Here is a 14082-nt window from a genome sequence, read left to right as displayed (position 1 = left end):
GAAATTAAATGTGGGAGGGGGCTCGCCCCCGATAGCAGTGTGTCAGTCAACAGAGGTGTTGAATGTGCCATAGCTATCGGGGGCAAGCCCCCTCCCACTTTTTATCGCATTTCAGCTTACGGGCGTTTGCGCTCTACGGCCCGCAATAGATGCGTCGGCGGTGTCTCGCAGCTGATCTTGCGCCCCAGCAGCGCTTCGATCGACGGCAACTGATACGAGTCATCTTCCCCGGCAAAGCTGATCGACACACCCGCCGCACCGGCGCGGCCAGTACGGCCGATGCGGTGTACATAGTCGTCCGGCACTTCCGGCAGAGTGAAGTTGATCACATGGCTGATGCCGTCGATGTGAATCCCGCGGCCTGCCACGTCGGTGGCCACCAGCACGCGAATCTTGCCTTCGCGGAAACCTTCCAGGGTCTTGATGCGCTTGTGCTGAGGCACGTCGCCGGACAGTTGCGCGGCGTTCACGCCGTCACGCACCAGGCGTTCTTCGATGCGGCGCACTTCGTCCTTGCGGTTGGCGAACACCATCACCCGCTCCCAACCGTTGTCGTTGACCAGGTTGTAGAGCAGTTTGTATTTGTCGGCACCGGCCACGGCGTAGATATGCTGCTCGACGTTTTCGCTGGCGACGTTTTCCGCTTCGATCTCCACGATCGATGGGTCGGTGGTCCATTGCTTGGCAAGGTTCATCACGTCTTCGGTGAAGGTCGCGGAGAACAGCAGGGTCTGACGCTCGCTTTTCGGCGGGGTCTGGCGAATGATCTGGCGTACCTGTGGGATAAAGCCCATGTCGAGCATGCGGTCGGCCTCGTCCAGCACCATCACTTCGACCATGTCCAAGTGCACGTCGCCGCGCTGGTTGAAGTCCAGCAGGCGACCCGGGGTGGCAACCAGGATGTCGCAGTGGCGGGCTTCGAGGTACTTGAGCTGCTTGTCGAAGTCCATGCCGCCTACGAACGTCATGACGTTGAGGCCGGTGTACTTGGTCAGGTCGGCGGCGTCCTTGGCGATCTGTACCACCAACTCGCGGGTTGGCGCGATGATCAGCGCGCGCGGTTCGCCCATGTAACGTTCTTTGGGCGGCGGCGTTTGCAGCAGTTGGGTAATGATCGAGATCAGGAATGCGGCGGTCTTGCCGGTGCCGGTCTGCGCGCGGCCGATGGCGTCTTTGCCGGCCAGGGTAAAGCCCAGCACCTGCGCCTGGATCGGCGTGCAGTACGGGAAGCCCAGGTCCTGGATGGCGTGCATCAGTTCCGGAGCCAGCTTGAAGTCATGGAAGCGGGTCTTGCCTTCCTGGGGCTCGACGACGAAGTCTTCGAGTTTCCATGGGGTGACCGGCGGTTTGGGCGCACGTTGACGGCGCGGTGCTTTGGCTTGCGGGGCTGGCGTGGCCTCAGCCGGTGCAGTCTGTTCGGGCGCGGTCACCGATGGCTTCCTGGGCGGGGCCACAGGTGCGGTCCGGCCGGGCTGTTGACCGTCATTGCGGCTGCCGGGCGTCGGGACAGGGGCGCTGGGAACAGGCGCGAGCGGCTCAGCCTCGCTTTTGCCGAACATCTTCTTGAGTGCTTTGAGCACGGTGATCTCATTAATTGGTTAAGGAATATACGCCGGCCAGTGTAATGCAAGATTCGGGCGCGGCGTAGTGCGTCTGTCATACGGCTACATAAAGCCAGGGTTTCAGCGCAGGCGGTCGCTCAGCCATTGCCCAATGTCTTGTATCTCTTCAGGTAACACTTCGTGTCCCATTGGGTATTCCTGCCATGTCACGGTGACACCATGGTGCTTCAAGTACTCCATTGCTGTACGACCCATGGCGTTCTGCACCACGTCGTCGTACTGGCCGTGCAGGCAAAGGGTCGGAATGCGCTGTTGACTGGCGGATAACTCCAGCTCATCGCTGAACGTGGGGGCATAGGTGGAGAGGGCGATCACGCCACCCAGCGGTCCCTGCCACTTCAGAAAAGCGGTGTGGTAAACCACGGCGCCGCCTTGGGAGAACCCCGCGAGGAAAATTCGCGACGCGTCTATCCCGGTTCTTTTTTGCGCTTCGATCAAATCCATTACGGTTTGCGCCGAAATTTCCAGCTCTTCCAGGCTGATGGAGCGGGCGGGGCTCATGGCCGTTATGTCGTACCAGCTGGGCATCTCGTAACCGCCGTTGATCGTTACCGGACGGATCGGTGCCTGGGGCAAGACGAATCGGGTGGACAGCAGATCTTCCTGTAGGGCTTCGGCTACGGGCATGAAGTCATAGCGATCGGCACCCAGGCCATGCAGCCAGATAACACAGGCATCGGCAGGCTTGGCGGGCTGAAGAATAAGGGGGTCGGTCATGTTCGCTCCATAAACGTGCGCTCGCTCCGATTGGGTGCGTCGGAACGGTGCGCAGCGGGTTGATTTGTTAACAAGATGTCGCAACGTTGAATCTTTTACACTTGAACCTGGGCTGAAACGACTCAGCCGTCACTCTGGTACGGCGCTTGCTATGTGTAGGTCGATGTCAGAACTATCCTCGGTCGGTAACACTATCAGTGAGTGCCGCTTGGGAGATAGCCGCTGGAATTAATGCGACAGTCCCATGCCGCTTGACCCTAAAAAAAGCCAACACGGGTCAATATCGCCTCATAAGGGTGCGCTGGGATTCGAGCTCCGACACAACAAGAGCAAAACTGGAGGTTTGAATGAAGGTATTGAAATCCACCCTGGCCATCGTATGCGCGGCCGCTGTACTGGGTGTCAGCGGTTTCGCCCAAGCCGGCGCAACCCTGGACGCTGTGCAGAAGAAAGGCTTTGTACAGTGTGGCGTGAGTGACGGCTTGCCGGGTTTCTCGGTACCGGATGCCAGCGGCAAGATCCTGGGGATCGACGCTGACGTATGCCGCGCTGTGGCGGCTGCCGTCTTCGGTGACGCCACCAAGGTCAAATTCAGCCAGTTGAATGCCAAAGAGCGTTTCACCGCGCTGCAATCGGGCGAAGTCGACATTCTGTCCCGTAACACCACCATGACCAGCTCCCGCGATGCGGGCATGGGCCTGAAATTCCCGGGTTTCATTACCTACTACGATGGCATCGGCTTCCTGGTTAACAACAAGCTGGGCGTCAAAAGCGCCAAGGAACTGGACGGTGCAACCATCTGCATCCAGGCCGGTACCACCACCGAGCTGAACGTTTCCGACTACTTCCGTGGCAACGGTCTGAAATACACCCCGATCACCTTCGACACCTCCGACGAAAGCGCCAAGTCGCTCGAATCCGGGCGTTGCGACGTGCTGACCTCCGACAAGTCCCAACTGTTCGCCCAGCGCAGCAAGTTGGCCTCGCCGAAGGATTACGTGGTACTGCCGGAAACCATTTCCAAGGAACCACTGGGCCCGGTCGTGCGTAACGGCGACGACGAGTGGCTGGCCATCGTGCGCTGGGTAGGCTATGCCATGCTCAACGCGGAAGAGGCCGGTATCACTTCCAAGAACGTCGAGGCTGAAGCCAAGTCCACCAAAAACCCGGACGTAGCTCGTCTGCTCGGTGCTGACGGTGAATACGGCAAAGACCTGAAAGTGAAGAAGGACTGGGTCGTACAGATCGTCAAGCAAGTCGGTAACTACGGTGAAGTGTTCGAGCGCAACCTGGGCAAGAGCACCCCGCTGGAAATCGACCGTGGCCTGAACGCACTGTGGAACAACGGCGGCATTCAATACGCACCGCCTGTGCGCTGATCGCTGATGGTTCTGTCACCCGGTGGGCCAACCGCCGGGTGATGTTCTGTTCCATTCTTTCCGGGGCACTTCATGCAAAATCAAATCGGCGCACCCAAGCAGAAGCTCAGCTTCAGCGACCCCAAAGTGCGTGCGTGGCTCTTCCAGATCATCACGATTGTGGCGGTGGTCTCGCTGGGCTGGTACCTCTTCAACAATACCCAGACCAACCTTCAGCACCGGGGCATCACCTCGGGTTTCGACTTTCTTGAACGCAGTGCCGGCTTCGGCATCGCGCAGCATTTGATCGATTACACCGAATCGGACAGCTACGCCCGGGTCTTCGTGATCGGCCTGCTCAACACCTTGCTGGTGACGTTCATCGGCGTGATTCTGGCCACCTTGCTGGGCTTTATCATCGGCGTGGCGCGCCTGTCGTCGAACTGGATGATCAACAAACTGGCGACGGTATACGTGGAAGTTTTCCGCAACATCCCGCCGTTGTTGCAGATCCTGTTCTGGTACTTCGCCGTGTTCCTGACCATGCCAGGGCCGCGCAACAGCCATAATTTCGGCGATACCTTCTTTGTCAGTAGCCGTGGCCTGAACATGCCGGCGGCGCTGGCCGCTGACGGTTTCTGGCCGTTCTTGGCGAGCATTGTGCTGGCCATCGTGGCAATCGTGATGATGGCGCGCTGGGCCAATAAACGCTTTGAAGCCACGGGCGTGCCGTTCCATAAGTTCTGGGCGGGCCTGGCGCTGTTCATCGTGATCCCGACACTGTGCGCGTTGATCTTCGGCGTGCCGCTGCACTGGGAAATGCCCAAGCTGCAAGGCTTCAACTTTGTCGGCGGCTGGGTATTGATCCCCGAACTGCTGGCGCTGACCCTGGCACTGACGGTGTACACGGCAGCGTTTATCGCCGAGATCGTGCGCTCGGGCATCAAGTCCGTCAGCCATGGCCAGACCGAAGCCGCTCGCTCCCTGGGCCTGCGTAACGGTCCGACGCTGCGCAAGGTCATCATCCCGCAGGCCCTGCGGGTGATCATTCCGCCGCTGACCAGCCAATACCTGAACCTGGCGAAGAACTCGTCGTTGGCCGCCGGTATCGGTTACCCGGAAATGGTTTCGCTGTTTGCCGGCACGGTGCTCAACCAGACCGGCCAGGCGATCGAAGTCATTGCCATCACCATGAGCGTGTACCTGGCGATCAGCATCAGCATTTCCCTGCTGATGAACTGGTACAACAAGCGCATTGCGCTGATCGAGCGGTGAGGAAACGCACATGAGTTCGCATACTTTCAAACCTGATATGCCGCCGCCGAGCAAAGTCTTCGGGCCGATGGCATGGATGCGCGCCAACCTGTTTTCCAGTTGGCTCAATACACTGCTGACCCTGCTGTCGATCTACCTGGTGTACCTGGTGGTGCCGCCGATCCTGCATTGGGCCATCCTGGACGCTAACTGGGTTGGCACCACCCGCGCCGACTGCACGAAGGAGGGCGCCTGCTGGGTGTTCATCCAACAGCGTTTCGGGCAGTTCATGTATGGCTACTACCCCGGCGATCTGCGCTGGCGCGTGGACCTGACCGTGTGGCTGGCCATCGTCGGCGTGGCACCGTTGTTCATCTCGCGCTTCCCGCGCAAGGCAATCTACGGGCTGAGCTTCCTGGTGCTGTACCCGATCATCGCCTTCTTCCTGCTGCATGGCGGTGTATTTGGCCTGGCCACCGTGGCCACCAGCCAATGGGGCGGCCTGATGCTGACCCTGGTCATCGCCACCGTCGGCATCGCCGGCGCCTTGCCCTTGGGTATTGTGCTGGCCTTGGGGCGGCGTTCGAACATGCCGGCGATTCGTGTGGTCTGCGTGACCTTCATCGAATTCTGGCGCGGCGTGCCGCTGATTACCGTGCTGTTCATGTCCTCGGTAATGCTGCCGTTGTTCCTGCCCGAAGGCATGAACTTCGACAAGTTGCTGCGGGCGCTGATCGGCGTGATCCTGTTCCAGTCGGCCTATGTGGCCGAAGTGGTGCGTGGCGGTTTGCAGGCCATCCCTAAAGGCCAGTACGAAGCGGCCGCAGCGATGGGCCTGGGCTACTGGCGCAGCATGGGCCTGGTGATTCTGCCGCAAGCCCTGAAGATGGTGATTCCGGGGATCGTCAACACCTTCATCGCGCTGTTCAAGGACACCAGCCTGGTGATCATCATCGGCCTGTTCGACCTGCTCAACAGCGTCAAGCAAGCCGCCGCCGACCCTAAATGGCTGGGCATGGCCACTGAAGGCTACGTGTTCGCCGCCCTGGTGTTCTGGATTTTCTGTTTTGGTATGTCGCGCTATTCCATGCACCTGGAACGCAAGCTCGACACAGGCCACAAGCGTTAGGAGTTCTTTTGATGAGCGAAGCAATCAAACAGCCTGTGGGCCCTGAAGGCATTATCCAGATGCAGGGCGTCAACAAGTGGTACGGCCAGTTCCATGTGTTGAAAGACATCAACCTCAACGTCAAGCAGGGCGAGCGTATCGTCCTGTGCGGCCCGTCGGGTTCCGGCAAGTCCACCACCATCCGCTGCCTCAACCGCCTGGAAGAGCACCAGCAGGGCCGCATCGTGGTCGATGGCGTGGAGCTGACCAACGACCTCAAGCAGATCGAGGCGATCCGCCGCGAAGTCGGCATGGTGTTCCAGCACTTCAACCTGTTCCCGCACCTGACCATCCTGCAGAACTGCACGCTGGCGCCGATGTGGGTGCGCAAGATGCCCAAACGCAAGGCCGAAGAAATCGCCATGCACTACCTGGAGCGCGTGCGCATCCCGGAGCAGGCCCACAAGTTTCCGGGGCAACTGTCCGGCGGCCAGCAACAGCGTGTGGCGATTGCCCGTGCCCTGTGCATGAAACCGAAAATCATGCTGTTCGATGAGCCGACTTCGGCACTGGACCCAGAGATGGTGAAAGAAGTACTCGACACCATGATCGGCCTGGCCGAAGACGGTATGACCATGCTCTGCGTGACCCACGAAATGGGCTTTGCCCGTACCGTGGCCAACCGCGTGATCTTCATGGACAAAGGCGAAATCGTGGAACAAGCGGCACCGAATGACTTCTTCGACAACCCGCAGAATGATCGGACCAAGTTGTTCTTGAGCCAGATTCTGCATTGATCCTGCGGTAAAGCTTGAAGATAAACCCGGCCTTGGCGCCGGGTTTATTTTTGCCTGTCGACCGTGTCAGGACGCCTGAGCTGAAAGCTGTTGCGCGTCTTTGGCGATGAGCAGCCGGTTAAGATCTTCGCCACCGTTGAGCGTCTCTATCTCCGCCAACAGGTGGGGATGTTTATCCAACAAGCGCATCAGGATGAGTAATGGCTCAGGTGGAAACACCTCGGCCCTTTCGTACCGGGAAAACGCGTTGTGGCCGCGGCCAATCAACAGCCTCACAGCCTCCTTTTGGGTCAGATGTAATTTGCGCCGAATTCGCTTTATTTCGGCGGCGATGACTTTTCGCGCATCGACCAACAGTTGATCACTGGCAGTGGAATAACGCTCTGCACTGTCGGTGTCCATATCGAACTCCCTTTCATGGCAGACCTGGCATTCCCAGCCGGCGATATCAGGAATCTTGCGCAGCATGCCGCGGGTATTGATCGTGAAGGTGCGACCTTCGAAATGCTGCATGCCTTCAGCAGCGCCGCAGCTCACGCATTGTCGGGTTCTCATGAAGTTTTCTCCTTGAAGGAGATTACCGGCGGCCCACCGCTTGGACGGTAGGTCACTTTGATGTAAATCTCCGTGCCGTAAATCTTGATCAGATAGACGTCCTGCCATATCCGATGGTCTGCGTATGTCGTCATTGACTTGTACAACATTCGAGCTTCCAGAGCGCAAACGGCAAGTCGCATCTGACCGAGGCTCAACTCCAGCTGCCGCCCTCCCTCTCGCGCGCTGGCGGTGAAAGCGCGCGCACCTAGCCGGATGACCTCTTCCTTGACTTGAGCTAAATCAAAATGAGGTGTGTGCTTTTCCATAAGACACCTAAGTTGATAATTACCCTTTAAGGGTAATTTTACCAATCGAAAATCTTGCTTCGTTTTCCGCCTGATAACCCTAGTGCGTTGCCTTTGTAGCTGAGTCCTAATAGGCTGTAGGAAAATTCATCCTATGATTGGACGAAAGCGCGAAATCCATGACAGACAGCGTCCCATTGATCAAACGCTCGCTGGTCGACCAGGCCCTTGAACAGTTGCGCCTGCGCATCGCTCAGGGCGTATGGGCTGTCGGCGAGCGCTTGCCTACCGAGCCGGAGTTGTCCGCCGAGCTGGGGATCAGCCGCAATACCGTGCGGGAAGCCATGCGGGTGCTGGCGTTTTCCGGGTTGATTGAGATCCGCCAGGGAGACGGCAGTTATCTGCGCTCGATGACTGACCCTTTGGGGGCGATGCGTGCGTTGTCCCACTGCACCTTGGCGCAGGCGCAGGAGACCCGGCAGATCCTCGAAGTGGAGGCCATTGGTCTTGCGGCGCAACGCCGTACCGAGCAAGACCTGCAGGGGTTGCATCAAGCCCTGCGCACCAGCGCCGCGCTGTATCACGGTGACCTGGAGGCCTATATCCACGCCGACTTGGTGTTCCACACCCGCCTGGTGGATGCCGCGCACAACCCGGCGTTGAGCGAGTTGTACCAGTATTTTTCCGCCATCGTCGGCGCCCAGTTGCGTCAGACCCTCAGTGTTTCACCACGCCGCCAGGCGGTGTTCGACCTGCACAGCGCCTTGCTTGAAGCGGTGGAGCAGCAAGACCCGGAACGCGCCAAATCCCTCTGCCGACAGTTGATCCATGAACCCTGAAGCCCAACGCACACCCGAACTCGAAGAACTGCTGATCGATGCCGAGGCCGATGACGACGAGGTCCAGCACACCCCGCCGCAGGTCAGCCGCCCGTGGCTGTTGCTGCTGGGCCTGGTGCTGGTGGCGTTGAACCTGCGCCCCGCGTTGTCGAGCATGGCGCCGTTGCTCAGCGATGTGTCGGCCAGCCTGGGCTTGTCGGCGGCCAAGGCCGGTTTGCTGACCACTTTGCCCGTGCTGTGCCTGGGGCTGTTTGCGCCATTGGCGCCGATCCTGGCGCGGCGATTCGGCGCCGAGCGCGTGGTGCTGGGGATCGTGCTGACACTGGCCGGTGGCATCATTCTGCGCAGTGCATTCGGTGAGGTCGGGCTGTTTGCCGGCAGCCTGATTGCCGGGGCGAGCATCGGCATTATCGGCGTGTTGCTGCCGGGCATCGTCAAGCGTGATTTCGCTCGCCAGGCCGGGGCCATGACCGGCGTGTACACCATGGCGTTGTGCCTGGGCGCCGCGCTGGCGGCGGGGGCGACAGTGCCGCTGAGCCATGTGTTCGGCGACCGCTGGAGCATGGGCCTGGGCTTCTGGATGGTGCCGGCGGTGGTGGCGGCGTTGGTATGGTGGCCCCAGGTCGGGCAACGACACGGCGCCCATCGCGTCGCGTATCAGGTCAAAGGCTTGTTACGCGATCCGCTGGCCTGGCAGGTGACCTTGTACATGGGCCTGCAATCGTCCCTGGCGTACATCGTGTTTGGCTGGCTGCCGTCGATTCTGATCAGCCGCGGCCTCAGCGCCACCGAGGCCGGGCTGGCGCTGTCCGGCTCGATCATCCTGCAATTGATCAGTTCGCTGGCCGCGCCCTGGTTGGCCACTCGTGGCCGCGACCAGCGCCTGGCGATCGTGGTGGTGATGCTGCTGACCCTCGGCGGGTTGTTCGGTTGCCTCTATGCGCCGCTGGACGGTCTGTGGGGCTGGGCGATCCTGCTCGGCCTGGGCCAGGGCGGCACCTTCAGCCTGGCATTGACCTTGATCGTGCTGCGCTCGCGGGATGCCCACGTCGCCGCGAACCTGTCAAGCATGGCTCAGGGTTTCGGCTATACCCTGGCGTCCCTCGGCCCGTTTGCGGTCGGCCTGGTGCACGACTGGACCGGCGGCTGGAGCGCCATCGGCTGGATTTTCGCGGTGATCGGCCTGGGCGCGATCATTGCCGGCCTGGGCGCAGGGCGTGCGCGTTATGTGCAGGTCACCAGCGAGAAACGCTAGAGATAGATCACTTCCAGAGTCGCCGAGCCGTCGAGCAGGGTGTCGGTGCTCAGGTCCAGGTTCTGCCGTGCGTTGATCACCGCTTGGACCTTGACCGTGCTGATCAGCTCCTGGATCGCCGAAGGCCCGGCGGTGCTGCCCTGCCTGGCGGTAAAGCCCAGGTAGCTATTGGCGCCGATATCAATGGGGTTGAGGTTGGCGGTGCGCCAGGCCAGGCCGCCGGTGGTGGACTCGGTGCCGTACACCGTCACGGTGCTGTCCACCAGCGTGTTGCGGGGGTCGAAGGTCATCGAGTAAAGCCCAAGCCGGTTGCCGCTGTTGTCCAGTCCGAGCCCATAGTAAATCTCGCTGTTGACCGTTGCGGTGCCCTCGCGATTGTCGCGCATGCGCAGCGCAAAACGACTTGGCGCCGTGCAGGCGATGCTCACTTGCAGGTGTTTGATCGGCAGCCGCGTGCTGGTCTCCAGGTTCAGATCCTGCTGGGACATCTTGCCGTAGTCGATCAGCCCGCCGCCGGACAACTGAGGGTCGCAGGCGGTGGGCGTGACCACGCCTTTGACCGTCAGATCGACGCTGGAGGCGGCCTGGGTGTGGGCCGTGGCGGTCAATAACAGCAGGCTGTAAAAAACGATGGGATAAGCGTTCATGGCGTCAATTCCAGAAGTTAGAGGTAGATGATTTCGAGGGTGCCGGAGCCGTTGATCTGCACCACCTGACGCAGATCCAGGGATTGGGTCGGCGCCAGGTAAGCCTTGATGCGTAACGTGCCGCTCAGGTGCTGGATCTCCACCGGGCCTTGGGTGCTGCCCGCCAGGTGGGTGAAGCCCATATAGCTGTTGGCGGCGATGGGGATCTGCCGCGCACTGGCGCTGCTCCAGGCGGCGCCGTTGCTGGTGGAGTCGGTGCGATACAGCGCGCCGTAGGCATCGGCGGAAAAGTCTTCCGGGTCGATGTTCACGTAGAAGCGGCCGATCTTGTTCTGGCTGCCGTCGCGGTCCAGGCCGTAGGCGGTCTCGTCGGTGCCGCCGGTGGCCGAGCCTTCACGGTTGTCGTGCATGCGCAAGGCGAAGGGCACGGGCGCGTCGCAACTGACGGTCATTTGCAGGGTGCGGGTGGGCAACGGGGTTTCGTTTGTGACGCTCAGGTCCTTGGCCAGCAAGGTGCCGTAATCCACCAGGCCGCCGTTGGACAACTGCGGCGTGCACGCCACCGGCGCGAAGTGCGCGCGCAGGGTCAGTTCACGGTAACGACCGCTGCGCTGGGCCTCGAACGTCCCGCTTACCTCCCAGGTGGTGGCGTCCCGCACGTAGGTTGCGGCCCTGTCGGCCCAGGCGCTGAGGCTCAGTTGCAGGGAAAAGGTTTTACCCTGTACCACCGCGCCGCCTTGCACGGGGGCCACCAGGTGACCAGTGCGCCATTTCAAGCGCGGGCCAACCACGGCTGGCGGTTGCCCGGCCACGGGCATCAAGCCCAACTCCACCGAACGGCCATCCATTACGCCGTCACTGAGTTCGAGCGCGTAGCTGCCGTGTTCGGTGAATTGCAGGCGTTCGGCACTGGCGGCGAGGGCGCGATAAAACACGCTCAGGTCCTGCGCTTGCGGGCACGCAAGGGTCAGGCGCAAGCGGCGCTCGCCGAGCAGGCGCTGGGGTGCGCTGTCGGTTTGCGCCAGGCGGTTCATCAGGCCCAGGTCCAGCAGCGATTCGCTGAGGGTCAACTGGCACTCGTCGTTGGCCAACGCGTTGGCTGTGGCGCCGACGATGAGCAGCGATGCGGCCGTCAACTGCCGCAGCAGGCGAATAGGGGGCATGGTTACGGTCCTCATGATGGGGTACAGCGCGCGGGGGCGGTTTCGAAATACACCTCGGGATCGCCCTCATCCGGCAGCTCGAACTGCAAGCGACAACGGGGCAAACCGGGGGCACTGACCCACAGGCCGGACGAGGCCAGCACATTGGGCAGAAACACCTGGCCGCCGTCCTGAACCAAGGTCACGAACTCGCCGTTGGCGGTGCTGACACTGGCGCCGCGAGGCAGCAACACGCCCTGTTCGGTGCGGGCGGTGAGCAGCACGCGACGGGTCAGGCTCACGCCGAACTCCACGCGGTCCACGGCGCCGCGTCCGGCCGCGAGCATCGCCAGGCCGTTATTGATATCGGCATTGCGCGGCAGCGAACGGGTTTGCACTTCCACCGGGCTGCGGCCATAGGGGCTGATCTGGGGGACCACGGCCTGGCCTTGCCAGTCGGTCCAGACCGGGCCGCTGGGGGTGCTGAGCTTGATGCCGCTGATGTCGCCCACCGAAACCAAGGCAAAGGTGTCACGCACCGGATAGGGTGACAACGTGACCCCGCCGCCATGCACCACCACGCCACCGCGAGCGCTGCCCTGATAGCTCGAACGCTCGGCGTCGGAGCGGCTGTAACTGACATCCAGCTGGCTGTAGCGGGGCAGGGCCGAAAGGCCGAGGGTGGTTTCCACTTGTTGGTCGCGGGTGTCGTGTTCGGCGCTGACGCGGTAGCTCAGTTGGTCGTCGATCTGCTCGTTCACCCCCACGCCGGTACGGTGCTCGCCCCCTGAATTGCGCACCCAGGCCCGCACGCGCCGGTTATCCCCCAAGGGCAGGCTGACGTTGAAGTAGAACGCGTTGTCCTGCTGTTGGCGCCCGCCCATCTGCCACTCGGCACTGGCCGATAACGACACGCCGCTGACGCTGGTGCCCCAGGACACCAAGCCCCGGCTGCTGCTGTCGCCGTCGAAGTTGCTGGAGCGCGACACCCCGGCACTGAATGCACCCAGCCACGGATGCGCCCAACCCAGGCTGGCGCTTTGTTGGTCGCGATAGCGCGAGCGGCGCTGCTGGGTGGTCTCGGCCTCGTAGGTGGCCTCCTCCAGTTCGCGATAACCCGGCGTGCGCCAGGCGTTGGCCACGCTGAACGACCATTGATCGTTCAGGCGCTGGGACCACGACAGGTCGGTCTGCACCCCGCGCACCTGGTCCCGTGCATGCGTGTCGGCCACTTGGCTGGCCAGTTGTACCTGGCTGTCCAACCCCGGCAACCAGCCCAGGCTCACACCGGCGGCGCGGTATTCGCTGGCGGCCAGCACGCCGCTGCCCAGCGACAGTTGCGGGTGTACGGCACCGGTCCAACCGGCGCTGACCACCCAGGGATCGTCTCCCTGGGCATCGCCGATGTTGCGCACGCGCCCTGCCGACACCGAGTAACCCGGCGCCGGCAACCCCAGGCCGAGCATGGCGGCCGGAACGGTAAAGCGCCGTTCGCCACCGTTGCTTTCCTTGACCGTCACCTCGACGTCGGAGCGCGAGTTCAGGCGCCGCACGCCCGTCAAGGAAAACGGCCCGGCGGGAACTACCGTGGAGTGAATCAACGTGCCGTTCTGGCGCACTTCGACTTGGGCCGGGCTGTTGGCGATACCGTCGATGGTCGCGCCCTGACTCTGCTCTTGCAGCGCCTGCTCGGTCAGGACCTGCACACCGGTGATCTGCGCGCCGGGCAATACCGGGTTGTACAGGTTGACCTGCCCCGCCTGCAGCACCGCCTGGTGGCTGGCAAAGGTGCGCTGGGCATAGGCCTCCAGGTGCGTACTGCGCGAGAGGCCGTCCTGCCAGGTCTGCACCTGACGGCTGCGTACGATCCAGTCGCCGGCATTGAAGCCGACCTCGGTGTTGGCCGAGCCGAAGCGGCTGTCGCTGTCGCCGAAGCGGTTATAGAACCCGGTCAGGTCGTAATTGAGCAGGCCGGCCACGCCACCGGTTTCATAGCCCGAGACATCCTGTTGTAGCGGGCGCAGCGCCTCGGTCGGCACCACCAACGCCACCGTGAGCGTGGCTGGGTCCGGTTCCACCAGGCTTTGGGGATACTGTGCGAGAAAGTCGTGGCAGGGGCCGCTGTCGTCAGGTAAGCGCAGGTTGGCGGCGTCCAACAAGGCACGGTCGAAGCACAAGGCACCTTGTTGATCGAAGTTGACGTCAAGCCGACCGCGGTGCTGGCCGTTGACCCGCAGGCTGACGGCATGCCGCCCTGCGGCAAAGCGCGGAGCTTCCAGCAGCAGGCTGGCCAGGTGCGGGTCAATCCCGCGTTGCCGCAGGGTGGTGGCATCGAAGCCTTGGCGTGCATCGGCGCTGGCGGCCAAGGGTGCCAGCGTACAGGCCAGCAGCAGCGTGATAGTGACGGGCACAGTGGCGCCGTCACGGTAACTCAATACTGTTTTCACAAAGGGCACTCGAATGATGGACGCTGGAGCGTCCTGGTGACGGTCATCGAGCCG

The 14082-nt window shown here is 61.9% G+C and carries 13 protein-coding genes; 6 read left to right on the top strand and 7 right to left on the bottom strand.

Going from position 1 to position 14082, the window contains the following annotated elements; all coding sequences use genetic code 11:
• Positions 1-116 precede the first annotated feature (116 nt).
• Positions 117-1586, bottom strand: coding sequence for an ATP-dependent RNA helicase RhlB (gene rhlB, locus YA0848_RS04435; protein ID WP_034096003.1), 1470 nt, complete (start codon positions 1584-1586; stop codon positions 117-119).
• 96 nt (positions 1587-1682) lie between these two features.
• On the bottom strand, positions 1683-2339 hold the full coding sequence (locus tag YA0848_RS04430) for an alpha/beta hydrolase (RefSeq protein WP_034096004.1): 657 nt from the start codon (positions 2337-2339) through the stop codon (positions 1683-1685).
• Between the two features lie 347 nt (positions 2340-2686).
• On the opposite strand from YA0848_RS04430, the gene YA0848_RS04425 reads away from it, so the two are divergent.
• From YA0848_RS04425 to YA0848_RS04410, 4 genes are all read left to right on the top strand, one after another.
• Complete coding sequence (locus YA0848_RS04425; protein ID WP_034096005.1) at positions 2687-3718, top strand: amino acid ABC transporter substrate-binding protein; 1032 nt, start codon at positions 2687-2689, stop codon at positions 3716-3718.
• 72 nt (positions 3719-3790) lie between these two features.
• Positions 3791-4972 (top strand): amino acid ABC transporter permease, encoded by a 1182-nt coding sequence (locus tag YA0848_RS04420; protein WP_099312812.1) that lies wholly within the window; start codon positions 3791-3793, stop codon positions 4970-4972.
• A gap of 10 nt (positions 4973-4982) precedes the next feature.
• Entirely contained in the window at positions 4983-6080 is a 1098-nt protein-coding gene (locus tag YA0848_RS04415; RefSeq protein WP_034096007.1) for an amino acid ABC transporter permease, read from the top strand.
• Between the two features lie 11 nt (positions 6081-6091).
• Positions 6092-6856 carry an amino acid ABC transporter ATP-binding protein gene (locus tag YA0848_RS04410; protein WP_034096008.1) on the top strand — a complete coding sequence of 255 codons (765 nt, stop codon included), beginning with the start codon at positions 6092-6094 and terminating at the stop codon, positions 6854-6856.
• Positions 6857-6922: 66 nt separating this feature from the next.
• Here the strand turns inward: YA0848_RS04410 and YA0848_RS04405 are convergent, their stop codons facing one another.
• Both YA0848_RS04405 and YA0848_RS04400 read right to left on the bottom strand, forming a co-directional pair.
• A complete protein-coding gene (locus YA0848_RS04405; RefSeq protein ID WP_169902774.1) occupies positions 6923-7411 on the bottom strand; it encodes a type II toxin-antitoxin system MqsA family antitoxin in 489 nt (162 codons plus the stop codon).
• Entirely contained in the window at positions 7408-7719 is a 312-nt protein-coding gene (locus YA0848_RS04400) for a type II toxin-antitoxin system MqsR family toxin (protein WP_169902772.1), read from the bottom strand. The genes YA0848_RS04405 and YA0848_RS04400 overlap by 4 nt, the downstream gene beginning before the upstream one ends.
• Before the next feature lie 158 nt (positions 7720-7877).
• Here YA0848_RS04400 and YA0848_RS04395 point away from each other — a divergent pair, with 158 nt between their 5' ends.
• Complete coding sequence (locus YA0848_RS04395; protein ID WP_099312811.1) at positions 7878-8537, top strand: FadR/GntR family transcriptional regulator; 660 nt, start codon at positions 7878-7880, stop codon at positions 8535-8537.
• Complete coding sequence (locus YA0848_RS04390; protein WP_034111844.1) at positions 8527-9792, top strand: CynX/NimT family MFS transporter; 1266 nt, start codon at positions 8527-8529, stop codon at positions 9790-9792. The genes YA0848_RS04395 and YA0848_RS04390 overlap by 11 nt, the downstream gene beginning before the upstream one ends.
• Here YA0848_RS04390 and YA0848_RS04385 read toward each other — a convergent pair.
• Genes YA0848_RS04385 through YA0848_RS04375 form a run of 3 tightly spaced genes read right to left on the bottom strand, consistent with a single transcriptional unit; the run spans position 9789 to position 14028 of the window.
• The gene (locus YA0848_RS04385; RefSeq protein ID WP_034096012.1) at positions 9789-10439 is read right to left on the bottom strand and encodes a DUF1120 domain-containing protein; all 651 of its coding nucleotides are present in this window, start codon (positions 10437-10439) and stop codon (positions 9789-9791) included. The genes YA0848_RS04390 and YA0848_RS04385 overlap by 4 nt on opposite strands.
• Before the next feature lie 17 nt (positions 10440-10456).
• On the bottom strand, positions 10457-11602 hold the full coding sequence (locus YA0848_RS04380) for a DUF1120 domain-containing protein (protein ID WP_169902770.1): 1146 nt from the start codon (positions 11600-11602) through the stop codon (positions 10457-10459).
• Positions 11603-11613: 11 nt separating this feature from the next.
• The gene (locus tag YA0848_RS04375; protein ID WP_169902768.1) at positions 11614-14028 is read right to left on the bottom strand and encodes a fimbria/pilus outer membrane usher protein; all 2415 of its coding nucleotides are present in this window, start codon (positions 14026-14028) and stop codon (positions 11614-11616) included.
• Between the last annotated feature and the right edge of the window lie 54 nt (positions 14029-14082).

This window comes from Pseudomonas sp. S4_EA_1b (genome assembly GCF_016307435.1).
Lineage (GTDB): Bacteria > Pseudomonadota > Gammaproteobacteria > Pseudomonadales > Pseudomonadaceae > Aquipseudomonas > Aquipseudomonas rhodesiae.
The sequence above is the reverse complement of the archived record's forward strand: the minus strand, read 5'-3'. Positions and strand labels throughout refer to the sequence as shown.

What these genes read in the sequence shown, in the direction of transcription:
- YA0848_RS04380 (WP_169902770.1), bottom strand. Translation starts at nt 11,602, where the DNA reads ATGCCCCCTATTCGCCTGCTGCGGCAGTTGACGGCCGCATCGCTGCTC.
- YA0848_RS04385 (WP_034096012.1), bottom strand. Translation starts at nt 10,439, where the DNA reads ATGAACGCTTATCCCATCGTTTTTTACAGCCTGCTGTTATTGACCGCC.
- YA0848_RS04405 (WP_169902774.1), bottom strand. Translation starts at nt 7,411, where the DNA reads ATGAGAACCCGACAATGCGTGAGCTGCGGCGCTGCTGAAGGCATGCAG.
- YA0848_RS04425 (WP_034096005.1), top strand. Translation starts at nt 2,687, where the DNA reads ATGAAGGTATTGAAATCCACCCTGGCCATCGTATGCGCGGCCGCTGTA.
- YA0848_RS04410 (WP_034096008.1), top strand. Translation starts at nt 6,092, where the DNA reads ATGAGCGAAGCAATCAAACAGCCTGTGGGCCCTGAAGGCATTATCCAG.
- YA0848_RS04430 (WP_034096004.1), bottom strand. Translation starts at nt 2,339, where the DNA reads ATGACCGACCCCCTTATTCTTCAGCCCGCCAAGCCTGCCGATGCCTGT.
- YA0848_RS04395 (WP_099312811.1), top strand. Translation starts at nt 7,878, where the DNA reads ATGACAGACAGCGTCCCATTGATCAAACGCTCGCTGGTCGACCAGGCC.
- YA0848_RS04415 (WP_034096007.1), top strand. Translation starts at nt 4,983, where the DNA reads ATGAGTTCGCATACTTTCAAACCTGATATGCCGCCGCCGAGCAAAGTC.
- YA0848_RS04390 (WP_034111844.1), top strand. Translation starts at nt 8,527, where the DNA reads ATGAACCCTGAAGCCCAACGCACACCCGAACTCGAAGAACTGCTGATC.
- YA0848_RS04420 (WP_099312812.1), top strand. Translation starts at nt 3,791, where the DNA reads ATGCAAAATCAAATCGGCGCACCCAAGCAGAAGCTCAGCTTCAGCGAC.
- YA0848_RS04400 (WP_169902772.1), bottom strand. Translation starts at nt 7,719, where the DNA reads ATGGAAAAGCACACACCTCATTTTGATTTAGCTCAAGTCAAGGAAGAG.